This window comes from Ralstonia chuxiongensis (assembly GCF_024158925.1).
In the GTDB taxonomy this organism is placed as follows: domain Bacteria; phylum Pseudomonadota; class Gammaproteobacteria; order Burkholderiales; family Burkholderiaceae; genus Ralstonia; species Ralstonia chuxiongensis.
In genome coordinates this window covers 15,278-39,599 of the sequence record NZ_JAMYWC010000011.1, presented here as the reverse complement: position 1 = coordinate 39,599, position 24,322 = coordinate 15,278, and the positions used below count along the sequence as shown (strand labels likewise).

19 protein-coding genes are annotated in these 24,322 nt (G+C 62.3%); 15 read left to right on the top strand and 4 right to left on the bottom strand.

Annotation, left to right across the window (positions count from 1 at the left end):
• Window positions 1–24 precede the first annotated feature (24 nt).
• The 14 genes from NKG59_RS25140 to NKG59_RS25075 all read left to right on the top strand — a co-directional run bounded on the left by NKG59_RS25140 (window position 25) and on the right by NKG59_RS25075 (window position 16,095).
• Window positions 25–729: a ParA family protein gene (locus NKG59_RS25140; RefSeq protein ID WP_167870986.1), complete on the top strand. Its 705-nt coding sequence runs from the start codon at window positions 25–27 to the stop codon at window positions 727–729.
• A 4-nt stretch (window positions 730–733) separates the two neighbouring features.
• Window positions 734–1,183 carry a hypothetical protein gene (locus NKG59_RS25135; RefSeq protein ID WP_167870987.1) on the top strand — a complete coding sequence of 150 codons (450 nt, stop codon included), beginning with the start codon at window positions 734–736 and terminating at the stop codon, window positions 1,181–1,183.
• 4 nt (window positions 1,184–1,187) lie between these two features.
• Window positions 1,188–1,742, top strand: a complete 555-nt coding sequence (locus NKG59_RS25130) for a hypothetical protein (RefSeq protein ID WP_253542816.1) — start codon at window positions 1,188–1,190, stop codon at window positions 1,740–1,742.
• Between the two features lie 30 nt (window positions 1,743–1,772).
• Complete coding sequence (locus NKG59_RS25125) at window positions 1,773–2,111, top strand: hypothetical protein (protein ID WP_253542814.1); 339 nt, start codon at window positions 1,773–1,775, stop codon at window positions 2,109–2,111.
• Between the two features lie 54 nt (window positions 2,112–2,165).
• Window positions 2,166–2,438, top strand: coding sequence for a hypothetical protein (locus NKG59_RS25120; protein WP_253542813.1), 273 nt, complete (start codon window positions 2,166–2,168; stop codon window positions 2,436–2,438).
• A gap of 170 nt (window positions 2,439–2,608) precedes the next feature.
• Window positions 2,609–2,821 (top strand): hypothetical protein, encoded by a 213-nt coding sequence (locus NKG59_RS25115; protein WP_253542811.1) that lies wholly within the window; start codon window positions 2,609–2,611, stop codon window positions 2,819–2,821.
• A 123-nt stretch (window positions 2,822–2,944) separates the two neighbouring features.
• Window positions 2,945–4,327: a hypothetical protein gene (locus NKG59_RS25110; RefSeq protein WP_253542809.1), complete on the top strand. Its 1,383-nt coding sequence runs from the start codon at window positions 2,945–2,947 to the stop codon at window positions 4,325–4,327.
• Window positions 4,328–4,497: 170 nt separating this feature from the next.
• Window positions 4,498–7,371 carry a type VI secretion system Vgr family protein gene (locus NKG59_RS25105; RefSeq protein WP_253542807.1) on the top strand — a complete coding sequence of 958 codons (2,874 nt, stop codon included), beginning with the start codon at window positions 4,498–4,500 and terminating at the stop codon, window positions 7,369–7,371.
• A 21-nt stretch (window positions 7,372–7,392) separates the two neighbouring features.
• Window positions 7,393–8,301 carry a DUF4123 domain-containing protein gene (locus tag NKG59_RS25100; RefSeq protein WP_253542805.1) on the top strand — a complete coding sequence of 303 codons (909 nt, stop codon included), beginning with the start codon at window positions 7,393–7,395 and terminating at the stop codon, window positions 8,299–8,301.
• Window positions 8,298–8,885 carry a DUF3304 domain-containing protein gene (locus tag NKG59_RS25095; RefSeq protein WP_253542803.1) on the top strand — a complete coding sequence of 196 codons (588 nt, stop codon included), beginning with the start codon at window positions 8,298–8,300 and terminating at the stop codon, window positions 8,883–8,885. The genes NKG59_RS25100 and NKG59_RS25095 overlap by 4 nt, the downstream gene beginning before the upstream one ends.
• 37 nt (window positions 8,886–8,922) lie before the next feature.
• Window positions 8,923–9,516 (top strand): DUF3304 domain-containing protein, encoded by a 594-nt coding sequence (locus NKG59_RS25090; protein WP_253542801.1) that lies wholly within the window; start codon window positions 8,923–8,925, stop codon window positions 9,514–9,516.
• A gap of 49 nt (window positions 9,517–9,565) precedes the next feature.
• Window positions 9,566–12,109 carry a T6SS phospholipase effector Tle1-like catalytic domain-containing protein gene (locus NKG59_RS25085; RefSeq protein WP_253542798.1) on the top strand — a complete coding sequence of 848 codons (2,544 nt, stop codon included), beginning with the start codon at window positions 9,566–9,568 and terminating at the stop codon, window positions 12,107–12,109.
• Window positions 12,106–12,636 (top strand): hypothetical protein, encoded by a 531-nt coding sequence (locus NKG59_RS25080; RefSeq protein ID WP_253542796.1) that lies wholly within the window; start codon window positions 12,106–12,108, stop codon window positions 12,634–12,636. The genes NKG59_RS25085 and NKG59_RS25080 overlap by 4 nt, the downstream gene beginning before the upstream one ends.
• Window positions 12,637–12,789: 153 nt before the next feature.
• Window positions 12,790–16,095, top strand: a complete 3,306-nt coding sequence (locus NKG59_RS25075; protein WP_253542794.1) for a hypothetical protein — start codon at window positions 12,790–12,792, stop codon at window positions 16,093–16,095.
• A 21-nt stretch (window positions 16,096–16,116) separates the two neighbouring features.
• On the opposite strand, the gene NKG59_RS25070 is transcribed toward NKG59_RS25075, so the two are convergent.
• Both NKG59_RS25070 and NKG59_RS25065 read right to left on the bottom strand, forming a co-directional pair.
• Window positions 16,117–19,233 carry an LPD7 domain-containing protein gene (locus tag NKG59_RS25070; protein ID WP_253542792.1) on the bottom strand — a complete coding sequence of 1,039 codons (3,117 nt, stop codon included), beginning with the start codon at window positions 19,231–19,233 and terminating at the stop codon, window positions 16,117–16,119.
• A 6-nt stretch (window positions 19,234–19,239) separates the two neighbouring features.
• On the bottom strand, window positions 19,240–19,599 hold the full coding sequence (locus tag NKG59_RS25065) for a plasmid mobilization protein (protein ID WP_253542790.1): 360 nt from the start codon (window positions 19,597–19,599) through the stop codon (window positions 19,240–19,242).
• 361 nt (window positions 19,600–19,960) lie between these two features.
• Between NKG59_RS25065 and NKG59_RS25060 the strand changes: the two genes are divergently transcribed.
• Window positions 19,961–20,470: a hypothetical protein gene (locus NKG59_RS25060; protein ID WP_253542788.1), complete on the top strand. Its 510-nt coding sequence runs from the start codon at window positions 19,961–19,963 to the stop codon at window positions 20,468–20,470.
• Between the two features lie 314 nt (window positions 20,471–20,784).
• Here the strand turns inward: NKG59_RS25060 and NKG59_RS25055 are convergent, their stop codons facing one another.
• Both NKG59_RS25055 and NKG59_RS25050 read right to left on the bottom strand, forming a co-directional pair.
• Window positions 20,785–21,405, bottom strand: coding sequence for a hypothetical protein (locus tag NKG59_RS25055; protein ID WP_253542786.1), 621 nt, complete (start codon window positions 21,403–21,405; stop codon window positions 20,785–20,787).
• 568 nt (window positions 21,406–21,973) lie between these two features.
• Window positions 21,974–23,860, bottom strand: coding sequence for a ParB/RepB/Spo0J family partition protein (locus tag NKG59_RS25050; RefSeq protein WP_253542784.1), 1,887 nt, complete (start codon window positions 23,858–23,860; stop codon window positions 21,974–21,976).
• Window positions 23,861–24,322 lie beyond the last annotated feature (462 nt).

Genomic DNA, 24,322 nt, shown 5'->3' with positions numbered 1-24,322 from the left:
TTCAGAACAGTAGAGGAACCTTCAATGGCAAAAATTGTTGCAGTGATCAGTTATTCCGGGAACGTTGGCAAGAGCACCGTGGCGCGTCATCTGCTGGCGCCCCGCATGGACGATGCGCCGGTGATCTCGATCGAGTCCATCAACGCGGACGACAACGATGGACCCACCATGCGCGGCAATGAATTCGGCATGCTGCAGGAAAACTTGATGACACTGGATACGGCCGTGGTCGATATCGGTGCATCGAATGTGGAAGACCTGGTGACCCGCATGAAGAGCTACAGCGGCTCGCACGAGGACTTCGACATGTTCATTGTGCCCACGGTGCCGGACGCGAAACAGGAGCGCGACACGCTGGCCACCATCAAGGCATTGTCTGACGACATCGGCATCGAGCGTGACCGTATCCGCGTTGTCTTGAACCGGGTGGACCCGCGAGCGTCGCTGGAGGCGTCCTTTGCGTCGTTGTTCAACTTCCATGCCACGCATCGCGGCTTCATTCTGCGTGAAGAGGCCGCCATCCACGAGAGCGAGTTGTTCGGCAAGCTGGCCAATAGTCCAATGACGATTGGTGACTTGTTGGCCGACACGACGGACTACAAGGCCATGATCCACAACGCCCAGTCACCACTGGAGAAGACCGAACTGGCGCGCAAGGTGTCGAATCGCCGACTGGCGGTTGGTGTGAACGCGCAGCTCGATAGCGTCTTTGCGGCGCTGATGCGCTAACGCCATGGTGGAAACCTCTGCCCAAGAAGCGCTGCTGGCCGAACTGCTCGGCGACGTGCACAAGCTGCGCGAGGACGTGGCGGTGCTGTCCAACGTGGTGCCGCAAGCGCGGGAGGCCATCGAGCGCGCCGGCGAGTTCGCGGCGCTCAAGTTCGACAAACAGGTTGCCCGCGCCGACACCCTGTTGACCGAGCGAATCCTGCAGATGGCCGCCGCCGTCAAGGACGCCAGCGCCGCGCGAGAAATGCTCGTCGGCGCCGTCGCATTGAAGGCCTCGGAGCAAGCCCGCACGCAGCTGCTGGGCGTGGTCCGCGAGGCGCTGGATACCGCGAATGCCACGCGTTCAACGAAAGGCATCCGCCGCTATCTGGACCACATTGTGGTGGGGCTGTGTAGCGCGGCTGCGGCGTGCGGCCTGACCACCGTGATCGTTGTACGACTTCTATCCCATTGATCCCATGAAATTGACCATCCAATCCTTGGCCCGGATCGGCGCGCTCGCTGCGCTGCTGGCCTCGGGCTACGCGAGCGCGAGCGACTACGGCTGCAAGGTGCTGCTGTGCCTGGCCAATCCCGCGTCCAACGGCGGCCCGAAAGGCGTTGCCGAATGCCCAGAACCGATCAACCGACTGTACTTCGACCTCGCACACGGTCGCCCATTCCCGCGTTGTGAAGAGGCGGAGTCCACTGGCAATCGCGCCGTGCCGGTCAACGATCCGTTTGACCCGTGCCCCGCGCCGTTGCAGCCGGCCGACGTCGATCAATTCGTCGTGCAAGGCCAACCGGCGTCAAACAGTGTCTATGGGTACAGCCTGAAGGGAACGGCGCAACAGGGCGCGACATCCGTGCTGCGCGCCTGTGTCGGAAAGCCGGTCGGCCGCTTCCAGATGGGCGGCATGGACGACGGAACGACGGTCAACGTGTACGACCAGGTTGTCTGGCAGAAGGCGCAGAGCCCGCGTGCGATCGACATCTACATGAACAACGTCTTGTATCAGCGCGTGCGCTGGTAGCCGGCCAATCAGACCTTGCAGGGGGAGTACATGGACGTGCAATCGCAAGACCGGACGCATGAGTGCGCAAGGACCGCAGGCGTGCGGGCCGCTGGAGAGGGGTGCCGTGACATCAGCAATGAGGAGCTGCTCCGCGAATGGAAAGCCGAGCACACCGCGTTCGGTTTGGTGCTGGTGGCCTATGCGTTTCTGATGGGACTGGCGCCGCTCATTGCCAGGTATCCCGCTGAGATGAACCAAATGTTCTGTGCCTTGCTGCAGCCCACCGTGAGCTGGGGAGCTTGGGTGGTCGCTGCCACGGTGCTGTGCCTTGTGTCGATTCTTTTGATAGCCCGCAAACGGCGGCCCAAGACCGCCAGCGGGGCCTGACGGCAGCAGGTGGAGGAAACTCGCTGCGACTCAAAAAATTCAGACGATAGAACCATGACTGAGACCCTACCAATTTCCACGACCTACGTTGTCATCGCCGGCGCTGCGCGTGCGCAAATGCCACCCCAGAACGATCGGGACGAACCAGAGGTGTCCATCATCGGCGTGCCGAACCGTTTGCGCGGTGGTGACGTCGATGAGAAAAAATCCAATGGCGCCACCTTGGACCCCATGACCCGCATGTTGGCCCAGCTGTTGGCGACGCAGACAGAAATCCTCGCCACGCTTCGGGCCATCGAAGCCAAGATGCCGGCCTCGACGTGGTAGCGCCGATGGGGAATACCGATCAGGACTGGGTAAAACGCAAATCCACTTTGCCGGCGTGAGCTGGCTCTCTTTTGGTGATAACGACAATGAAGAAAATCTCGCTTTGCCTCAGCCTCTGCGCTGCACTCGCGACTGGCGTGGCCCACGCGCAGGCGCCCCTTGGCGTTGATATGACGGCCACTCAGGCCGCTCAGGCGCAAGCCGACACGCTCAAGCGACCGGAGACTGCGACGCAGTCCGCTCAGGTTGGCGCTATGAATACGCAACTGTTGGCGCAGATCCAGAACACGCAACGTCAGATGCAGAACACGCAACTTCAGATGCAGAACACGCAACTGGAGACGCTGGAGACACTCAAGGCGATCGAAGCCAAGCTGAAGTAGCTACGTTCAGTTAGGGGGCCGGGCGGCCCCTCGCAGGCGGTTAGCTGGCGAAATGCAGTATGTTGGTATCGGCGGCGCCGGCTGGCCCGGCCGCATGTTGAACTGGTAAAAGGATAGGGATCGATGCGGTTGATTGAAAAAAAGAAGAACCCCCAAAATCTCCAACTTACTTCAGAAGAGGCAGCGTCGGTCCGCCGCTACTGCGGTGCGGGCATGAAGGCCGAAGAGCAGGACGCGCAGGTCGTTGCGGGCATCCTTGCCAAAATGCACGACGGTAAGGAGCCTCGCTATTGGCTGGAGTGCGACTGCCGGGATGGGGAGGCCTCCGAGCACTGGCCGCGGATGACGGCGCGCATTCGAGGGGATGGACCCCGGCACTTTGTGCGCATCGTCGGGCGCGACACACATACCTGTGTGCTTAAAACCTTTCGCACCGATCCGTCCGAGGACGAGGATGATGCTCAGGCTGAGCCAGGCAAGCACCGGGCGCTGCGTCCGATCCGGAACTCGCTGGACTATCTCGATAAGGCCCACGAAGCGGGTGGCAAGCGCCCCAGCGGTCAGGCGGGCAGCAGTAGTGGTAAGAGTCGGAGCCGCCGTTTGCCCAAGCTCGGGCGCATCCTTTACACCCTGTTGGATCAAGCCGGCTTCAGTACGTTTTCCACGGATGACTTGGACACCGGCAAGAAGCGGCTGAGTCCTTGGGACCGCCTGGAGCAATTTGCCGTTGAAGAAGAGGTGACAGAGGCGCTCACGCTCTGGGACATGATGGAGACCCGCGCATGGATCAAGCCTGGCGATTTCATGGCTGAGGTGGACAAACTGCAGTGGCCCAAGGGGAAGAAGCGGATGGGCTATCTCCTCTTTGTCGCGAACCAGGTGACCGCAGCGGCCGCGACCAAGTTGATCAAGGGGAAGCCCGTTGTCGTAGCGCCGGCAAGCGAGATTCGGATCGGCGGCCGCGACCAGAATTTCGCGAACCCGCCGTACTGGGTGCTTGCCGTTATCGATCGGGATGACAACGGCGTCGCCCGGGTGCGCGAAGCGTTCGCCCAGCTTGCCTTCAATATGCTCCAACCCGTGCCGCTGGACAGCAGCTACGAACGGCACACGCTTGCATTGCTTCTGAAAGTAATGGAGGGGATCAAAAGGAGGGGTGTCACCGTCACGCTCAAGAAACCGCTGTTCGACAGCGAAGTGACTTTGGCCGATGGCACGACGGCACATTGTCGGGCGGATTTTGAGCTGGAGGTGCCGGCGCCGGCGGGGTCGTCGGATGCGCCGGGCCGTCTCCTGATCGAAACGATGGGAGCGGACTCGCAGGAATACCTGGATCAGAAGCAGGGCACGCACAGGATCATGCGGCAGCGGGGCGCGATCATCGAGCACGTGGTCCGCCACGATAGCGAGCAAGCCGAACGTGACGACCGGCTGCGCAAGCGGGTCTATGCGTGCGTGATGGAGCTGGCGGGGGTGCCGCGCCAGGATCGGACCGAGAGGGAATGAGAAGTTAGTGATTTATAAGTCTGATTATAGATATATTGAATATTTCGCTTTCTTAATGTTGCGCAAACATTATTGAAGGTATTAATTGTTGAAAATGCGGGCGCCCCATCTAAAATGGTGCGCCCGCATTTTCGTTGCGCGTCGGGCATTTTGAACATGCGAGGCCGACCATGGACGCCACGACGTTGTTGCAGAACCTGTTTGCGCCAGCCAATCGCTTGTATGCGTTGGAGGGGGAGGGCGTGCTGGCCGACCTGGCGGTGGAAGCCTGGCTAGGCCGCGAGGCCCTATCCGAGTTGTTCGAGTGGCGCATCATTGTGGTGAGCGCCAATGCGCGGATCGCGCTGGAATCCCTGATCGGTCAACGCGTGACGCTGACCACAACGCTGGCCAACAGCACGCTGACCAAGCGCACCGGGCTGGTTCGCCTTGCCGAGAAGCTCGGTGCCGATGGCAGTCTCACCCGCTACCGCCTGACCGTGGTGCCTTGGTTCTGGCTGACCACTCAGCAGCGCCACAGCCAGGTGTTTCAGAACCGGCCGTTGGCTGACATCGTCGAGCTGGTGCTGTCGCCCTACGAACCGTATGTCTCGTGGCACTACGCCGCCGGCGCCGAAGCGCGCATGGCCGCGTTCGGCACGCGCAGTCACATCGCACAGTTTCGGGAGACGGATTACCACTTCGTCACGCGCCTGCTGGCCGAGGCTGGTCTTGGCTTCGCCTTTGTTGAAGACGAGCAGGCGCCCAACGGGCATTCGTTGCTGATCTTTGCCGACAGCACTCAGCTGGCCGAAGACGCGGAGTCTGCTGCAGACGGGGGTATCCGCTTCCACCGCGCACACAGCCTGGAAGAGCGCGACGCTATCCAACAGCTGATGTGCCACAACCGCACAACGGCAGGCGGCGTTGCTGTGGCCGCGTGGGACCCGGAGGGCAAGCACAGTGTGCGGGCCCATGCGCCGGCACGGTCGGCTACGAGTGCCGGCAGCCCCGATGCATACCTGTCGATCAGCCCTTCGCTTGCGCCGGACGCCGCGAATGCCCAACGCATCGCCGAACAGATCATGGAGAGCCTGGAGGCGCGTGCGCTGCTGGTGTCTGGGCGTGGCACGGTGCGCACGCTGCGCAGCGGCACGCGCATGCAAGTCGTGGACTGCCCGCACCTGCCGCAAGACGCGGAGGGCGGCTATCCGCTGCTGATGGACCTGGTCGAGCACTGCGGTATCAACAACCTGACCGCCGACACGCATGCCGCCATTGGCGCACGCCTGGGCGGGCTCGATGCCGCCTTGGCGTTCGATGCGCCACCCTCGCCCCCCGAGTCGGGTCCCGGAGCGTTCGGCTTCATGGCCGACGACGTACGCATCGAGCGCAGCACGCCCACGCGTGAACTGCTCGCGGCTGCACGTGCGCATGGCTATGCCGGTCTGTTTCGCGCGGGCGACGCCCGCCGCCGCTGGCGTCCTGCAGTCACCCATCCCGACACGGGCCGGCTGTACGCCGAACCGACCGCGCAGGGCGTGCACAGCGCCATCGTTGTTGGCCCAGATGGTCAGACGCAGGCGGGTGGCGCCGGCGAACACCATGCCTCGCCTGCAGGCGAGATCCGCGTGCGCTTCCCATGGCAGCTCGGCGAGCGGGCGGACGACCGCAGCAGTCGCTGGGTCCGAGTGGCGCAGCGACAGGCGGGCGCCGGCATGGGCTGGCAGTGGCTGCCGCGTATCGGCCAGGAAGTGTTGGTCAAATTCCAGGAAGACGATATTGACCAGCCGGTCGTCATTGGCGCCATGTACAACGGGCAGGGTGAAGCCGGCATTGCACCCACACCAGGTGGGCAGGGCGCCGCCGGCGCAGGAGATGCGACGGCCCTCTACAAGCAAGGTAGCGACAGCGCCGGCAGCGCACAAGGCAACCTCGCGGGCGGCCACAGCCCGGCCTGGCACGGTATGGGCACCGAGGCAGACGGCCATCGTAACGCCGCCGCCCACACCGGCTTCAAGAGTGCCGAACACGGCGGGGCCGGCTATAACCAGCTCGTCTTTGACGACAGCGACGGACAGCTGCGCACGCAGCTCGCCACCACGCAGCAGCACACGCAACTCAACCTGGGGCACCTGGTGCACCAGCAGGACAACCGGCGCGGCAGCTTCCGCGGCCAAGGCTTCGAGCTGCGGACTGATGGCCATGGTGCCGTGCGCGGCCAGGCCGGTGTGCTGCTGACCACGTACCGCGATGCGGCAAGCGGCAAGGCCGTGCCGACGGGGGACAACGCAGCCGGCATTGCGCTGATCAAACAGGCCAAAGCACTCACTGAAACGCTGGGGCAAGGGGCGGTCACGCACCAGACGGCTGCCCTCTCCACAGCGAAAGACGACAATGCGCCGTTGGCCAAGCAGGAGAAGGCAGCCGCCGGCATGGTGGATGGCAAGGCGCTCGATGCAGCCAAACAGGACGCCAGTGCCGGCAACACCAGCACGCAGGGCAAAGTGCCGCACCAGGGCGAGGCGATGGTGCATGCGAACGGCCGTGCCGGGTTGGTCATGGTGGCCGGTCAGGACCTGCAGCTGGCCAACGGCGAGAACATCGCCCTGGGCAGCGGCCACGACACCAACATCGCCGTGGGTAAACAGGCACGCGTGCACGCTGGCCAAGCGATCGGCGTGGCGGCGGGCTTGTCCAAGGCGGGGGACAACAACCTCGGCCTGCAGCTCACCGCCGGCGCGGACAACATCGACGTCCAGGCCCAGCACGACACGCTCAAGCTCATGGCCAAGGACGACCTGAAACTGGTGTCGGCCAACATGAACGTGGATTTTGCGGCGGCCAAGCGGATTCGCCTGGCGACGGCGGCCGGTGCGGCCATCACGCTGGAGGGCGGCAACATCACGGTCGAGTGCTCAGGGCCCATTACCTACAAGGCTGCGCAGCGCACCTTTGATGGGCCAGTGAACCAGTCGTATCCGCTGCCGACATTTCCGCAAAGCGTGTGTCTTGAATGCTTACTCAAGGCCGCCGCGTCCGGCTCTCCAGTCGCCCGCGTATGACTCCAACACCCATAGGTCGCCATGTACTTCGCTGTTGATTCCCGTGACCCCAATATTTGGCTCGATGGCCTGGTGCAGACCATCGACGCCGCGCCGGCCGCTCACTGGTTTGCCCTGGTCGATGGGGTCTTTGACTATGGGCGCAAGCCCTTCGTCGCACCAGTGCCAACCTATCCGCTCTATGGAGCGACAAGCGCCCTGCACGAACTGCTTCCCGCCTCACCCTATCTACTGCCGCTCGATCGCCGGGCCAGCAATGACCTGCGCGGCTTGATCGATAAGGTGGGCAGGCACTGCCAGGGTCGCCCGATGCTCAGCTTCGTGGCTTCATGGCAACCGGCCGAACATCTGGTGCGTCTGTGGCAGCCGTGCCTGCAGCCAGTGGTGGAAGAGGATGGCTCACGCTACCTGCTGCGGTTCGCGGATACGCGGGTCCTGCCTGCACTGCCAGGCGCGGTGAGCCCCGCGGCATGGTCGCAACTGACCGCGCCCCTATTGCACTGGTGCTATATCGATCGGGCCGGAGATCTGGAGACCCTATGGCTCTCCGAGACACAGGACGAACCGTCTACCTACCCGAGTGCGCAGCTGGTGCTCCCGCAAAGTGACATCGATCGGATGGTCGATGCCGCCATGCCCGACGCCATCCTGGATTTCATGACCAGGGAGGCGCCAGGCAGCATGCCTGATACGAGCAAGGCGGAAATCTATCGTTTGGTCGCACAAGCCTGTGCCCTGGCCAAGAAGTATTCGCTTGAATCGACACCGGACACCGTCCAGCTCGCAGCCTACGCGCTCGCTACCGGCGGTGATGGCTTGCATGAGCCGCAGCTTCTGGCACTGTTAGGTAATCCGCAACGTCCGCCAGAAGCGTTGCAAGACTATCTGTCTGTGGTTCAGGGTGCGGCTACTGAGGTTGGACTGGCATGAAGGCAAAGACGCTGAAGCGAGTGTGCGCAGTGGTTCTGGCAGGAGCGCTGCTAGGCCTTGCCGCTAGCAGCAAAGCGGAAGCGCCGAAGGCTGCTGCCGTTGAGGAAGATGAAATGCTGGGTGGTGCCATCGGCGTGCTCAACTACACCGACATTCCTATCGGGTCGGTCTACATAAACGGGGAATGGGCCGGCGGAATGGTCGCTAACGCAGGCGGAACCAAATGGATCGGCAGCGCATCCGTGCCCAAAAATTGGGACCCGAACTTCAAGGTGACGGTCAAATGGAGCGATGACGAGTTGTATGAGAAGGACAAGACAGCGCTCTACACGAAGGAAGTTCCCGTCGAGAAATATCCGCCGAAGGGCGGCTCCTACTTCTATGTCGCGTTCTTTCCAAATCATGAGGTCAAGGTGTACCTGACCGATTGGCTCCCAGGTTGGGAGCGCGACCCATATCACCTTGAAGACCCGACTAATGCGTGCCTGAAGCGAAAGGCTCCGAAGGAACGGGAGACATGCTACGCCCCAGAGTATCGAGAGGAATACCGCGCATTACAGAAGCAGAAAGCGCAAGGCACATAAGCCGGAGTCTGAACGGTGTTACCGAGATTGGATCAGCATGAATGCAAAAACGATGAAGCGACTGTGTGCAGTGGTAATAGCAGGAGCGCTGCTAGGCCTTGCCGCTTGCAGCAAAGCGGAAGCGCCGAAGGCTGCTGCCGTTGAGGACGATGAAACGCTGGGCGGTGCCATCGGCGTACTCAACTACACCGACATTCCGATCGGGGCGGTCTACGTCAATGGGGAATGGGCCGGCGGGATGGTGCCGCACGCTGGCGGAACCAAATGGATCGGAAGCGCTTCCGTGCCCAAACACTGGGACCCGAACTTCAAAGTGACGATCAAATGGAGCGACGACGAGTTGTATGAGAAAGACAAGACGGCGCTCTACACAAAGGAAGTGCCCATTGAGAAGTATCCGCCGACAGGGAGTGCATATTTCTATGTGGCGTTCTATCCGAACCACGAGGTCAAGCTCTATCTGACCAAGGGGGGGCCTGGATACAAAGGCGACGAAAACAGCCCTGAAGATCCTAAAGATGCGTGCCTGAAGCGGAAAGCCCCACAGGAGCGGGAGACATGCTACGCCCCAGAGTATCGAGAGGAATACCGCGCTTTGCAGAAGCAGAAAGAACAGCAAAAAGCGCAATAGCAAGATCTGCCGGGTACTTCCCGATTTCTCGCAATCACGTCGCTCTACGATGACCACCGTTCGTTTTGCACCGCCTTGCCCTAACAAACCATTCGACCTCTCACCACAAGAGGAGTCGCGCAAGCAGTCTTGGAAAGATGCCAACCTGAAGGTTCCTGCCCCATGCGAGGAAGAGTTGCACTTCGGATTTTTTTTCGACGGTACACGCAACAACAGGGACAATGACCGCCCACGGCAAGCGCACAGCAACGTAGCTCGGCTGTTCGACCTCTTTGATGTGGATCGGCGGGCAACGGAACTAAGGCAATACCGATTTGCCAGTTATGCGGCCGGAGTTGGCACGCCGTTCTACAAGGAAGTCGGTGATCTCGGTATCGGCATTCATGCCGTTGCCGGCGCGGCAGCTGGTTGGGGTGGCGAGTGCCGCATCAACTGGGGCTTGCTGCAGATGCATAACCATCTGCATTACCATTACTACGACCACCCACTGTCAGATCGATATACGGACCGCGAGCTCGTCAAGCAGATGAGCGCCGATATCAACGCGCCCGAGATTCAGATGCAGAACCTCGGCAGCAGTGCCACCATCGAGCGTGAGCTGAAGGGTAAGTACCGCGCCAAGGGCGAATTCGACCGCGATCTGCGCGCCGGCGTGGGTTCATTTGCCTCGCTCACCTCGGTCGCTCGCACCAACTGGCGCGAGGTCAACACCAAGGGCAGGCGTCGCGTGCTCAACGAGCGCAAGGCGGCGCTGGCCAAGGCTTTGGGCAACCTGCCCAAAGAGCGCAAGCCCATCATCAAGCGCATCCGCTTGCACGTATTCGGTTTTTCGCGTGGCTCAGCGCAGGCGCGCGTGTTCTGCAACTGGCTTCGCGATGCCTGTGATGCCAACGGCGAGAGACTCAGCCTGTGCGGCATCCCCGTTCAGATCGATTTCCTGGGCCTGTTCGATACCGTGGTGTCAGCCGGCATGGCGCAAAGCATGATCGAGACCATGGTGTCCGGGCACGGGGCCTGGGGCCAGAAGCGCTGGATGCGCATTCCCGGTCCTGACCTGGTCAAGCGCTGCGTGCACCTGGTGTCTGGCCATGAGGTCCGAGGCTCGTTTCCATTGGACAGCGCCTTTGGCAGCAACGTGGAGGAGTTCGTCTACCCGGGCGTGCATTCCGACTTGGGCGGTGGCTATGAGCCGGGTGAGCAGGGGCGCGGCCGTCGTATCGACTGGACGCCGGACGATAGCGCCAAGCTGTCACAGGTTTCGCTGTCGCACATGTATCGGGAGGCGGTCATCTCCGGCGTTCCGTTGATGAAACCCTCCGCCGCGCCGCGAGAATTGCAGGACCAGTTCAAGGTCGATCCGGACTTGATCAAGGCGTTCAACGCCTATCGCGCAGCGACTGTCGAGACCACTGCGGCATCCACGCCGGACCTGATTCATCACCACTACGGTTACTTCCTGCGTTGGCGCCACCGCTGGCTCGGCAAGGTGGCCAGCATGCCGAGCGTGCAGCATGCCGCCAAGACTGACCAGACTGACCTGCTTACCTCCGATGCCGAGCTGGCCGAGGAGTTGAAGTGGGTCAAGCGCTATTCGAGCTACCAGAACCTGGTGCCGAGTTGGGCAAAGGGCCACTACATAGGCTGGATCATGGAGGGCGGGAAATGGACGGTAGAGGCTGGCGTAACCAGTTTGGGCTCCCTGGTTGCCGGTGTCGCCGGCACGGGCGGTCGAGCGGCCTTGCAGAACGCCGTGCCGGAGGCGCCAGGGGGCCCAATCGCCTATATTCCGGCCGTTGGCGCAGTGCAAGGTGCGACGCTTTTCCTACGCGCAAAGCAGGCGCTGGGCAACAAGTTCGACAGCTGGAGCGCCGTACAGAGTGCGTGGGATAACAACGACGTTCCACAAGCGGTCGATCATTTTTTCTCACGCTATGTGCACGACTCACGGGCCTGGTTCAAGCCGGTGGGTGACGACAACGACGTCTGGTATCGAAAGCAGCAGAACGCGCTCGACAAGGTCGCCGCGAAAGATGCCGCGCTGAAGAATCCGCCGCCGGTCAAGATCAATGCGCTGACAGCCAAAGTGGGCGTGCCGCCGCCGCCTCCACTGACACAAGAAGAGCGCTCGATGCTGGAGCTGCACGATCGCCTAAAAAGGCAACGTGAGGCCAAAGGGCAAACGGAGGACGAGGCCCTCAAAGATCCGACCTATACCGAACAATTGCCGCAGCAAACCAGCGGCCGCGAACTCTGGCAGATGTGGGGCTTCCTGCGCTGGCGCACCGTCTATGGCGACAAATACATGGACTACCGCACGGCCTACCCCCAGCTCGCCAGTCTCGATGCGACTGCCCTTAAGCGGCGGATGAAAGCGTTGGAATCCCAGTTCAAGCAGATGCGTTCGCGTTCGGAGGAACTCGGAAAGACGTTGAATGACATGGCCAGTTCGGGGATGCCGCCGCCAGACATGGTGAACGAGATGGGCGGACTGTATCAAGGGATGCAGGCGACGGAAGAGGAAATGGCCGCCGTCACGGCGTTTATGGAAGATCTGGACGCCGGCGGCGGTTACGGAGCAAGTAGAGCACCATGAAGCTTCACAGCGCTGAACAGACGCGACTTCCGGCGATTTGGAAGAACGGGCGATGGGTTAGGCAGGATCTTCCGTCACACGGATGGACGCGTATCGCAGTAGAAGGGCGCAAGGGCGAACAGTTCTTATGCGCAGCTTGCAATGCCGTTCGACACGGTGCCTATCATCTATTAGGGCACCCGAACGTGAAGGAAGCTATCCGGGTCGACGTGCGGTGCGCGGCGACGTTGCAAAGCCCGATCGTTGAACAGAAGAAACGGACCGCCTCATTCGAAGAGGGCAGGTCGATGAAGCGCATGCGCTGGTTCGTGCGGGCCTGGAAGCGTACGGCCGATGGCCGTTCCACGCTGTACGCCGATGGACATCGTGTCATCGTTGAATTCACTGGGCGGTCTTGGTCCTATACCGTTGCTCCAATGCAGGACGAAGCCGTCAGTTGGAGGCAGGCGGGGTTCGGTTCGTCGGACGAAGCCAAACTTGCCGCTTTTGACGAAATCACCAAACGCCTGCGCAAGCGAGCCCGGTGACCGTAGGACAGCGATGTGCGTTGCCGGCGATGACCAGCCGGCGGCGACCATGCAAAGGTCTAGCTTCTCCAGGAACCTGAAGCTGACACCAATTTTTCCCGATATCTCGACAAGGATTCGGCGATTCGCGCCGAAATGAAAAAGGGCTGACCAGTGACCCAGAACGCTACTTCGTACGCCGCCTTTCGTAACTTCATGCTGTTGAAATGCGAGTCGTCGCCTTCCCCCAAAAGGGCAACGGAATATGGCGCCGAGAACGACGTTCATCCTTTGAGCCTTCAGAAGGCCAGGATTCGAAAGTATCGCGAATATGTGGCGTATCACCTATCCGACGCATTGGAGACTTCGCCGTCATTGGAGCCTCACGTTCGGCGCGCATTGGGAATTCCCGCCACGGTGCCCCTGCTGTCCGGCACGTATAGCCGCTTGAGGCAGCTTGGACAACTCTTTCTGCCAGAACGCTTCAACCTGGAACGCGCACGCAAGCTGCTGCGCTCGGTTCGCACGCCAGAAGGGCGGGAGTACATCTATGAGAAGTTCCTGGAATGGACGCTACCGGGGACTCACTACTGCGAATCGGTCGATTTCGCGTTGCGCCATTTGAAAGGTGCACGCGAGGTTGCGGATCTGAAGCGGATCTGGATTATGGACGTCGTCGCACTGCAAGCGATGGCGCGGATCGGATTGAACGAGATTGCCCGAATCGCGGACGTTTGCCGAACGTCTATTTCGCGCGGTGAAGCCCGGTTGCTGATGATCTACGTGGAAGAGGGTGTGGTCCGCGAGCCGGAAGATTTCGCCTGGGTTTCCTTTCTCGGGCGCGACCGCTATAGGCCAACCGAACTTGATCCTGCGCGCGAGCGTGCATTGCGCGCCTCGATCCGACTTTTGGCCCCTCACGGGGTGGATCGTGCTCGCATGTCGGAGGTTTTCTACGAGCAATTGTGGGCACTCCAACCGGAGCGGTTGCGCGCCAACCTGGAGTTCCTGCAGTCGGCTGGTGTCGGCAACATCGCCGCCGTCTTTGAACAGGTGCAGAAGCGCCTGTGGACGGCCCCCACAGAACGGTGGAAATATCTGCTCGAATGCGCGCAGGTCGATGTCTGCGTGGACGGCGGACTTTTCAAGGAAACGCTCGACGCTAACACCGATCCTTCATGGGAATTGACGCGCCGGCTGGTCGGCATGGGCGCAGGATCTTCGGCCATCGCTGCTTGCCAGACAATGCTGTTGGGGGTCGGCAAAATCGAAAATCGGCCCGCCCCCACTACGGAGTTGGAGTTGCTGGCTGGCGCGCCTTATGCGCTGAACCTGGAGCAGCTTGCGGAATGCAAGAGCTACCTCACGGTTCGCGGTGATTTGCGCGAATACTTGATGTTGCTACAGCGGCACGGCTATCGGACGCCCGAGGAAATACTTGCGTTCCAGCCGTTCTTTCGGGAGTCCAGTGCATCGGATCTCGATGCATGGTTGACGGTGGCGGGCGATCGCGCCCGCGGCGTTCCGGTTCAACTGGCCGTAGAGTGGCTGCACCAGGCACGAGCGGGCGGGTACATCGCTTCATACCAATACCTGGTGAGCGCAATTCCGATGTCTGGACTCGATTCACTGCATCAGGCGTCGAAGTTAGCGCCTCTGGGCCCTTCGCTGTTGCGCTACCTCGTCGAGAAGCGAGGATTGCGAACGGTCAAGGCGCTTCTTCACTGGTATTACCACGATGCGATGGGCATTGATGGCTATCGATATTGGGGCTGCCATGATGCCGTCGACGAGGTGTTGGTCGATGACGCATTTGCGCGCCGAAGTTTCAGCCAGCTCGGTGGTAATCAGTCATGCATAGCCCACGCCGTTTCCCGTCGCATTGACGCGGAGGTCGGCCGGTTCCCGTATCAGGGCGAAGAAGGTGAACGACAGGCGTATCACGCTGCTCGGGAAGCAGCCAACCTGCGACACCGGGCCGCGCTTGTCCCGTTGCTTCCGAAACTGCTGGCCCGCGCGCGCGGCATTGTTCTTCCGGCACTTCTGCAAGCCTTGTGGACGTCGGATGCAGCGCTGGACGAAGCGCTTGACCGACTTACCCCGATCATGGACGAATTGCTCGCCGGCGGCGGCCCATCCGCTTCTACACTCACCGCATTGGAAGCCGATGCCGTAGCGCTGGTGTATCGCACAACGGTGGATGTGGTGCAGTCACGTTGGCAGGCTGTCGGCGGTCGGGAGGCCGATGCGAATGTGCTGCCAGTGCGCACTCCCATTCGAATGACCTGGCGCCATACAAGGTGGCGCATGGTCGGTGCGCCAATCAACCGTGAATACCTGCTCTCGCTTGTGCGCGCGGCAGAGTGCGCCGAGCGCTTCCGTCCTGCGAATTTTGGCAGGATGTCGGATGCTTGCCTCAACCTGAAACCTCGGCGCCTCGCCAGGGGTGACGCGGCTGATCCCGCTTCGCTCTCGATGCACCTCGGTGTGCTGATGGCAGTGGCCCGCGGCGACTCGGTGGCCGACCAGTGGGGCCGCCGGGAGTTCGATGCGCTGCTAAAAATTGACCCCGACAGCGTATCGGCTGCCGACCGTCTCGATGCGTTGCTCAAGTACGTTGACACCCAACTCCCCGACGCTGTGGTCGCGGGGGTTGATCGGTTCGTCGGGCGCTTTGATCAAAGCGATTGCGCGCTCCTTGCAGGCAGGCTTGGGGTTGTCCGGCAAGAGCACGAGTCAGACACGGCTTGGCTCAAGCGCGCGATTCTGCATACAAAAGAGCGCGTAGCGACCGTCTATGTACGCTGGGTAAAGCGGGAACGCGCCAAGTTCAAGGATGAAGGCAGCGATTCGCGCTTCACCGAGCTGACTGCGATCATCTCGAAGTCCCCCGCCGCATTTTTCGCAAAGGAAGCCGCCAGTCTCTGCACGCGGGCGAACACCGCAATGTGGTGCGAAGCGCGTCAGCTACATCTACTCGTGGTTGACCCGGTCTCCAAGCGTTTGGCGGGGATGGCGCTGCTCTACGTGGAAGTGATACCCAGCATCGACCGGACGACACCCAGCCTGGTGATTCGCGCGCTAAATCCGATTGGCGAGATGGGGACGACGCATGCGGTCGGTTCCATTGTCGATGCGTTCTTCGATACGGCAATCCACATCGCGCGATCCAATGGCCTGGCGTGCGTGGCCTATCCCGACAGTAACGGAATGCACCTGCTGTCGAACCAGCATGCTGTAGAAGAGGACATCCACAAGCGCTTTACGCGCAATTCGGTTCCCTATCGATCGTATCAACGTCACGAACCGTCACCGGCAAAGGAACCTTCGTGGCGAGCCGCCCCACGAGAGATCGCGACTCCCTTCTTTGCCTATGAGCGTGGTGATTGCAAAGTCGGGCAGATCTATGCGATTTGGGATGGCAGGGAGCACCTGGCCAGCGCAGCGAAGGAGCTGGTGACCGAGGAACAGGACCAATGAACTTGGCCGACGCTCACCACGTCAGCGCTCGATGTCGCCTCCAGGCTCTGGTTCAGGGCGCGACATGTCGTGCTTCGCTGGTTCGCTTGGAGAGGGCTGAGGGGCGCTAGTGGACGCGGGCCCGTTGATCGATCTGCCCGGAGCGGCCGCTTCGGGCTCAGGTCTGCGAGCCCGCTGCGCATCCAGTTCCCGCAGATTGTCCCTGCGCTCCACGAACATGCGGTTAATTGCGGGGTCGGCGAACTCAACATGCAGTCGCGCTTCGGCCGCGACCCGCGCCGCTTCCATCTGAAACTCCAGTGGTCCGGTCAGCTCCAGCACCGGCCCGAATTTCTGCTGCGCCAGGCGCAAGCCGATTTCGATCGCGTCCTGATCGTTCTGCCACAGCCGCACTGACTTGCCCTGGTCAACGAGTAGCGCAGTGCCGTTGCGCTGATACTCCACGTCGCCGTTGCGCTGCACCTGGTGCGTAATGACCGGGCCGTCGTACACGATGGCGTTCGGCTGCACCTGGCGCGCAGGGCGGATCGTGAGGCGTTGTGGATCTTCCGCCGGCTCTTTTGCGCGCAATCGCTGCAACTCGAACAGCGCCGCGTGGTCGCCACGTTGGCCACGCGCAGCGAGGTACGCCAGGTAACGATCCTCCTGCGACGGCCGTGACGCGTGCAGCCTATCGCGCTCGGTCGTGATGGTGCGGCTGAGCGCGGTTTCCCGCTCCACGCGCATCATCCGAGACGTCGACAATGCCGCCATCTTCTGGGCCTTCGTGAGCGTTGGATCTTCGCGGATGGCACGGCGCGCATCGCGGAAGGTTGAACGAATTGCTTCGCGCCGCTCGCGCTCGCTTTGCAACTGCGCAGTCCACACAGCGCGGTCCGCCTTTCCCAATCCTCCACGCTGCAGCATGAAGTCTCGCCACAGCGCCGGCGTCGGCTCTGGTCGCTGCGGTGAGGGGAGGTCAATCTCCCGACCGGTCTGCGCCCGATAGGTCGTGCGCAGCAGCTGCGCCGCCTCCGCCCAGGACAGGTTCAACTCCTTCGTGAGGAAGTCCGACACGTTCAAGTTGCGCGTGCCGGCGCGGATGCGGTCGCCTCCGTCGGTGCCCTTGGTGACCGCATACTTGTCCACGATCAGCCCATGCGTGCGCGAGAGCGTATCGAGCAGCCGCTGAGCATCCAGGTTGACCTTGATCTCTCGGAACTCGGTGCGCTCGATGTCGCTGCCGGCGGCCCGCCGCTCCGACAAATCCCGCGCCAGCTGGTCGAGCACACTATCTGCCTCGCGTCCCGTCGACGGACGCGCTCGGGTGTTGAACGACACCACAATGTCGCCGGCGCCGACGGCTGGTGGCCATGATGGTGGCGGCTGAAAGTGGTGGGGGGGAGCGTCAGCCTTAACAGGCTGGCTGTTAATTGCATTTATTCGGATGGGCGGACTCGGCCGCGCCGGCTCAAATGGCATCGAGCCGATCGCATCGAAGCTCTTGATATCAGCCAGGCTGCGCGGCCCGGGGCGTTGGCCAAACGGTGCCGGCGTACCCGCCGCACCAGGCGGCGGCGCAAACTGGTACTGCGTGAGCTTCGCCGCGCTTGCGGCTCCCAAGCGTGCCCGCTCCGCGGGCCCTCCTGCCTGATAGGCGTCGTACATCTGCGCCGCCACAAACCGCCACGCGAGATCCTCGGCCGACAGATTTACGCCTCGTCTCTCTCCCGTTCCTGCTCCAGGGAAATCGCCAGCCCGTCGCAATTCGTCAGGTCGTTTGGCTTGCCCGTCTCCCAGCTCCAGTAGTGGATCAGACGGCAGTAGCACTTGACCTCGCGCGGGTTGGCCATCCACAGCCCCGAAGGGCAAACCTCGCACACGGTCGGCGGATTCGGGCGCCTCGATGGGTCGATCTGCATCAACGTCAACGCCACCACGCCCGTGCCCGATTCCCCGGTCACGTTCGGTCGGCTGCTGCGCTTCGACTCCCCGCTCGCGGTCGGCGGTTGGGTGTGAATCACCCCATCCGAGTCCACGTACTCGTTCGGACCAACGCCAGGCGTCCCGGTCGCTGTATCCGCTGTGCTCGCTCCTGTCGACTGCTTTGCCATCCAAACCTCCATAGGGTTGATAGAACTGAAACTCGCGCTCGGCCAGCAGCTTGCGCTGCTCGTCCGCCGGCGCTTCTCGATAAATCTTGTAGAACGGACTGCCGCTGTTGAGGTACTTGACCTCACGTGCGCGCACCGCGTGCCACTCGGCCAGCACCTCGCGGAACACAGCAGGCGTGCCGCGCGACTCGCCCGGAACCACGTACTCAGCGTGCACGCGCGCCTCCATGGCTGCGCGTTTGCCTTCCGCACTGAGTTCCACGAACTCGCGCGAGAACACGTATTCCTTGAGGTTGACGCCCTTGGCCGCGCCAGGCGGCTTCACGTTCTCGTATTCGCTGCCACGGCCAGCGTTGCGCGTGCGCACCTCGCCAAACTCGGACAAGAGCGTTCGGAAATCGTCGTAACGCGTGATGTCCCGCGCCAGCAGAGCGTCCAGAATCGCGGAGCGCAGCTCACGGTTCGTTCCATTGAACGCGTCGCCCTTGTACCGGCTGATCATCTCCGACGAATCGGTGAAGGCCACACGCCGGTTGTCGCGCGGGCTGGCCAAGCCGTACTTGGCGTTGACGTGCTCCTGGAAGGCTTCCAGGAAGCGGATCTGTTGTTCGACCTTGCCGAACGGGTCCAGACGCCGGCCCGTCAGCCGATTGAGCGACGGCACAACGACGTGGATGTGCACCTTGCGCTCGACCAGATCCCCCGTCTTGCGGTCCGCGTAACTCTTGATCCGGGGAACGTGCGCTTCGGCATAGAAGTTGTATTCGTCCGGCCGATACGCAGAGAACATGAACGCCTCGAAGTCTCGCGTGATGTTGGCCAGCACCTCTCGCGACAACTCGTCTTCCTTGAAGGCCAGCGTGATGTGCACGTAGCGCTCTGCGTCGGTGGCGATCGACTGGATCAACGCATCGGTCAGGTCCAAATCGCCAGCCAGAATGACGCGCTCGTCCATCTCTTCGCGACTGAACTCGCGATCCTGCTTCTGCCCCTTCTCCAGGTACTCCTTGATGCCATCGTTGTGGCCGCGCACACGGATCAGCATGGCCGCTCAATCCACATTGGCCAGTGTGGCCTTGAGGTAGCGCCCAATGAGTTGAAGCCGGTCGAGCATGCGCATGTAGGCCTCTTCGGACAGGGCGCCGCGCTCGTGGTCATCGCAGGCCTGGCGCGCGAGCTGCTCGATGTCGCGGCTCGTCTTGCCGAAGATGAACAACAGACGTTCGCGGTGCGGCGTGGCTTTCAAACTCGCCACCACCTCCGTGCGGTTGGTCAGCACCGCTTGGCGAAAGAATTCCGAAGGGCTAAGGCCCGCGGCCTTCGCCTTGGACAAGTACGCCTCACGTTCGGCCACAGGAAGCCGGAAGCTGAGCGGCTTGGACAGGCCACTTTCGGTCTTCGGTTTGGGCATCGCTGGGCCTTCTTGGTGGGGGTGACAGGCAGGGCAGAGGCGCGTCGCGCAACGCCTAAACGGAGGCGCGGAGTGCCGTCTGCCGGCGGGTTCCACGCGGCCTTGGCCGCGGGGGTTTCAAAGGGGCGAGCCCCTTTGGCACGGGGATATTTTACGGGATGCGAAGCATCGCGTAAACATATCCGACGTGCCTTACTTCTTTCCTCGCTATCGAAATAGCTCAGACTCGGCAAGAGTTGACCGGAGCTAGGGTCAGACAGGGTCAGAACTCGTCGGAAATGGTCGGAGTCGATGCGGAATTCCAGAGAATGGGCCGGATGCACTGATAGAATTCGCAGGAATTCATCGGAGAGGGATTGGTGTGACGCCTACTGAGTTTCTTGAGGGCATTAAGCCTGCCGCTCGGCGCTCAAAACTGCTTCCATGGCTGGGCGACATCCTGACCTTGCGCACGGCGGGATGCTCGATCGCTCAAATCCGCGACTACCTCGCAGCGAATGGCGTGGCAATCGGCCTGTCAACGTTGGCGGCGTTTGTCGCCAAGCATGCCAAGGGGGCGGAAACTGCAGCCATGGCCCGGCCAGCAGCAGCGATAGACACGCCGAAGCCGGTCAGCACGCAAGCACCCATCGACTCTGTGCAGAAAGACGCGACAAGCTCCGAGACCATCAAGGAAGTCGAGGAATTGGCCAAGGAAAATCCCACGCTGAGCAAGCGAGCCATCCTCGATCTGTACTCGCGCCAGTTCCAGAAAGAGCCGCCGAACCCGCTGGCCGAATTGCTGCACAAACAGGAAGAGCGCAAACGCCTGCAACGCGAGCAAGCCGCGAAAAATGGCGCAGGGAACGGTTTGACCACGGCAAGCGGATAAAAAGGGCAGGCGGCCAGCGTCAGGAGTGTCCGCGCCGCAATCGAAGGGCACAGGGGGCCCCTCTGGGGACATGGGAGCGTTGGCTAGCGTCCGGGCGGTTGTCGCGCGACTAGCGCGCCTGGCGGGGACCGAGTAGCGGGTATCACCAGCAGCGCCCAGCCTTCAGCGTTGCCCTTGCCTGACTACCCTTCACTGCAAGCCCATCCGCCATGGTAGGTGGACCGCTCGCGGCGTATCCAGCCGTAGCCGTCACGCCGCGAGGGTGGGCGGGCTTGGCCCGCCTAAGGAGCGCCAAGGGTGGCGCTCCGTTCAACTTAGTACTCGTCCGGGAACAGCAGGGTGGTCACGCTACGGTCAGCCTCGGTGATGACCCAGATTTTGCGGCTACCGACCATGTAGCTCGACATGATGCGCCGGCCCTCTTCCAGCGCCAGATTGTTGCTATTGCGGTCCTCTTCGCACACGTCGCCCCAGTCGCCCATCGCGTGACGCGCTACCAGCATGGCGGGCACCACGCCCAACAGGCCATGTTGGTTCATGTAGTCGAAAACCCCTGTCGTCATGATTGCGTCGCCTAGTTTGAACGGCAGGCCCCGGCGCTGCTCCACACCTGCGGGTGCGGGGCCCATGAAATGCTCCGTATAGGTGCCATCCGCCTTGTAGTAGACATAGCGCTCCCGCATGTTCCTGGCGCGGTCCTGCTGCACCTCATTGAACATGGAAGCCGGAACGTCAATGCCCAGCGTCTGCAGCTTGCTGCGGTAGTCCTCAAGCTCGAACGCGAACGGCTTGCGCTCCTGCAGGTTCGTGTAGACGTAGCGGTCAGCGTCCAGATATTCGACCGTCAGCAGATACTGCTGCACGGGCCGGTCCCAGCCGATCATGACGCGCACCGGACGATTCAGGTAGGTCGTTTCAAAATAATGTTGGCTCATTGCTATTACTCTCAATGGTTTTTTAGCTACCGGGCCCCTAGATTTGGAGCCCTCTCCAGGACAGGTGTGTCAGGTGGTGTTGCGGCCTGTCAGCACTGCCGCCGTTCCCCTGAGTTCCTCGCCCTGTGGACAAAGGAGGCGACGCTTGCCACGCCGCAAGGGCGCGCACGGAGGCCGCATGCGGAGCGCAGCCCCTTGGGGCGAGCACCGAACGGGTGAGTACGCGGCGCAGCGAACCCTTGCGGCGTGGCAAGCGTCGACTACCGTCCACAACAGGGCGAGGAACTCAGGGGAACGGCGGTAGTGCCCGGCGACACCACTGGCAGACGCCGCGCGGCGAGCGCCTATTGCGGGCTTTAGCCCGCACTAGATTCCACGTAAGCGTTGGAGCGCGCGACACGACACAGCGCAGAGGACATGGCCGCTCAACTGGCGACTCAACCGGCCAAGAAGACGGCGAACGATTGCAGGCAACGGTGCGAGCCACTACACTGTCGCCTGCGCGCGGCAGATGGCTCTGCGCGCGCAAACTCTCATCTCACCCCGGCTCTAACGCTGGGGTATTTTTTTAGGCGGCGTGCTGACGCAGCAGCGGCGGCACCCAGCGTTTGCCCTCCATCAAGCGCCCTGCGGCCTCCACCATCGGCCCCTTCTTCATCGACGCGAGCGGCACGGCTTCCGCTGGCGAAACGGCCTCACTCACCGCTTGCAGCACGTCGGCCTTGCGCACGCGGCTCAGGTACGCATCGGGCGTCGCGCTCCACCAGTCCGCCATGTCCAGATTGACGGCTTGCGCAAGCGCATCGGTGGCATGCTCACCGGCACGCAGCTGAATGCCGTTGACGGTCAGTGCCGTGCAGTGCGCCAGCAGCGCGATCAAGTCTTCCTGCGATAGGCTCAGCACGCTTTGCCACAGGGCTTCCGGCTCGCTCGGAAGGCGCTCGCTCCACGCTTCCTGCGCTGTACTGATCTGCTGCCACGCACGCGACTGCTCTACGCTCGGATCAGCGAGGTGCATGGAGTAGGCCACGGTTTTGGCGGACACCTCGACGCCACTCTTGCACCGGTAGTACACCTCGGGCGTCAGATCGGTCAGCAGCGTGAACGCCAACGCGGCAAGAGCCACGTGGTGATTCTCCATCAGCATGGCTTGCAAGGCAGCCGTGCGCTGCGCGGTCAGCGCGCGCACCAGCTTCTCGGGCATCGGGGGCAGACAGTTGGTATTGCCGCCATCGGACCCAGCGCCTGCTCCGGGCGCTTGGGCGCGTGCCGCCTTCGCAGCCGCCTTGCGGTCTTCCGGGCGGATCGCTCCTCGAATGACTTCCACGCGATTGCTGCGCAACGCCACGATGACACCGACATTGGTCTTGTCCGCCACCGTCTCCAATGCGGCTTCCTGCGCCCGGCCCTCGAAATAGAGGTCGTCATTCTCTTGCGACAGCCGCTGGTAGGCAGCGTCCGAGCCCTCGTCCTCCGACAGTTCCAACGCCTCCATCTGTGCCCCAATTGCCTCCTGACGGGCTTCCAACGCCTCCATGGCGGCTCGCTCGGCCTCGGTCGGCTCGCGCAAAATGATCGGCGCGCGACCGTAGGCGTTGATGGTGGCGTAGTCGGGCTGCACCAGTGCGACTGCCCACGCCCAGCCCTCTTCCGCACGGATCGATTCGGCTTGCTGCGCCAGACGTGCTTCGGCTAACTGGTGGACCAAGGCACCATCGATCCAGTGCGCACCATGGTCAGTGAACAGGTCCACCTGTTCACGGCCGCCGGCCGCCAGATAGGCTTCGCGCCCAACGAAGGTCGCCAGCACAGAATCGGATTCGATCGACGTTTCACCCAGCAGCGCTTGGCGCAGCGCCTCGGGCGCGCGATGGTATCCACGCGCGCCATGCCAGACCTGCAATTGCGCTGCATGGTCGTTGCTCACCGTCAGCGCCATCAACTGTTCCAACGACATATCGCCTTCGCGATAGAGCGCAATCAGCGCGGGAGCGACGTTGGCGAGCTTCAGGCGGCGCTGTACGACGGCCACCGATACGCCGAAGCGCGCGGCCACGGTCTCCACACCGGCACCCTCGTCCACCATGCGGCGGAAGGCTTCGTATTCGTCGACGGGATGCATTGGCTCGTGCATGTTCTCGACCGCCGAGAGTTCGACTGCATTCGCATCAGCCACGATGCGCACCGGCACGACATGGTCGGCGTCGATCTTGCCTTCGTCGCGCAATAGCCGCAGCGCGGCGAACCGGCGACGACCGGCGGCCACGGCGAATCCGGTCTTCTTGCTTCGACCCTTGGGCGCCACTTCGGTGACGAGCAGCGGGTACAGCAGGCCATGCGCGGCGATGGTGGCGGCAAGGCTGCGCACTTGGCTCTCATCGAGCGCGCCTTTGCGGACGTTGGCCTCGGATTCGACCAGTCGGGACAGCGGTACGGTGGTCAGGTTTTCTTGCATGATGGGATTCCATAACGGGTTGTCGTGCTACCGGGCTCCTAGATTCGGAGCCCCCTCGTGGGCAGGTTGGCCAGGCGGTGCGGCGGCCTGTCAGCCTTGCCGCCGTTCTCCTGAGTTCGTCGCCCTGGGACTTAAGGAGGCAGCGCCGGCCAGGCGGACAAGGGCGCGCTTGCGCGGCTTGCGAACCCTTGTCCGCCTGGCTGGCGTTGACTACGGTCCCGGATTAGGGCGACGGGCTCGGGAGAACGGCGGCAGGGCACGCCATCACCGCTGGCCAACGCCGCGCGGCGAGCGCCTATTGCGGGCCTTGGCCCGCACTGGAATCCGAGCTGCACATGCCGCACGGCGGCGGCTGGCTGTTGGTGACGCGATGAAGACGCGTCGGCAGCATCAGTTGCGGCACTTAGCGCGACGCACAGCCCGACACGCGTGATATCGTCAGCGCCATATCAACACGCGTTT

Excerpts from the sequence above, each read along its gene's own strand:
- NKG59_RS25140 (WP_167870986.1), top strand. The coding sequence starts at position 25 with ATGGCAAAAATTGTTGCAGTGATCAGTTATTCCGGGAACGTTGGCAAG.
- NKG59_RS25135 (WP_167870987.1), top strand. The coding sequence starts at position 734 with ATGGTGGAAACCTCTGCCCAAGAAGCGCTGCTGGCCGAACTGCTCGGC.
- NKG59_RS25130 (WP_253542816.1), top strand. The coding sequence starts at position 1,188 with ATGAAATTGACCATCCAATCCTTGGCCCGGATCGGCGCGCTCGCTGCG.
- NKG59_RS25125 (WP_253542814.1), top strand. The coding sequence starts at position 1,773 with ATGGACGTGCAATCGCAAGACCGGACGCATGAGTGCGCAAGGACCGCA.
- NKG59_RS25120 (WP_253542813.1), top strand. The coding sequence starts at position 2,166 with ATGACTGAGACCCTACCAATTTCCACGACCTACGTTGTCATCGCCGGC.
- NKG59_RS25115 (WP_253542811.1), top strand. The coding sequence starts at position 2,609 with ATGACGGCCACTCAGGCCGCTCAGGCGCAAGCCGACACGCTCAAGCGA.
- NKG59_RS25110 (WP_253542809.1), top strand. The coding sequence starts at position 2,945 with ATGCGGTTGATTGAAAAAAAGAAGAACCCCCAAAATCTCCAACTTACT.
- NKG59_RS25105 (WP_253542807.1), top strand. The coding sequence starts at position 4,498 with ATGGACGCCACGACGTTGTTGCAGAACCTGTTTGCGCCAGCCAATCGC.
- NKG59_RS25100 (WP_253542805.1), top strand. The coding sequence starts at position 7,393 with ATGTACTTCGCTGTTGATTCCCGTGACCCCAATATTTGGCTCGATGGC.
- NKG59_RS25095 (WP_253542803.1), top strand. The coding sequence starts at position 8,298 with ATGAAGGCAAAGACGCTGAAGCGAGTGTGCGCAGTGGTTCTGGCAGGA.
- NKG59_RS25090 (WP_253542801.1), top strand. The coding sequence starts at position 8,923 with ATGAATGCAAAAACGATGAAGCGACTGTGTGCAGTGGTAATAGCAGGA.
- NKG59_RS25085 (WP_253542798.1), top strand. The coding sequence starts at position 9,566 with ATGACCACCGTTCGTTTTGCACCGCCTTGCCCTAACAAACCATTCGAC.
- NKG59_RS25080 (WP_253542796.1), top strand. The coding sequence starts at position 12,106 with ATGAAGCTTCACAGCGCTGAACAGACGCGACTTCCGGCGATTTGGAAG.
- NKG59_RS25070 (WP_253542792.1), bottom strand. The coding sequence starts at position 19,233 with ATGCTGATCCGTGTGCGCGGCCACAACGATGGCATCAAGGAGTACCTG.
- NKG59_RS25065 (WP_253542790.1), bottom strand. The coding sequence starts at position 19,599 with ATGCCCAAACCGAAGACCGAAAGTGGCCTGTCCAAGCCGCTCAGCTTC.
- NKG59_RS25055 (WP_253542786.1), bottom strand. The coding sequence starts at position 21,405 with ATGAGCCAACATTATTTTGAAACGACCTACCTGAATCGTCCGGTGCGC.
- NKG59_RS25050 (WP_253542784.1), bottom strand. The coding sequence starts at position 23,860 with ATGCAAGAAAACCTGACCACCGTACCGCTGTCCCGACTGGTCGAATCC.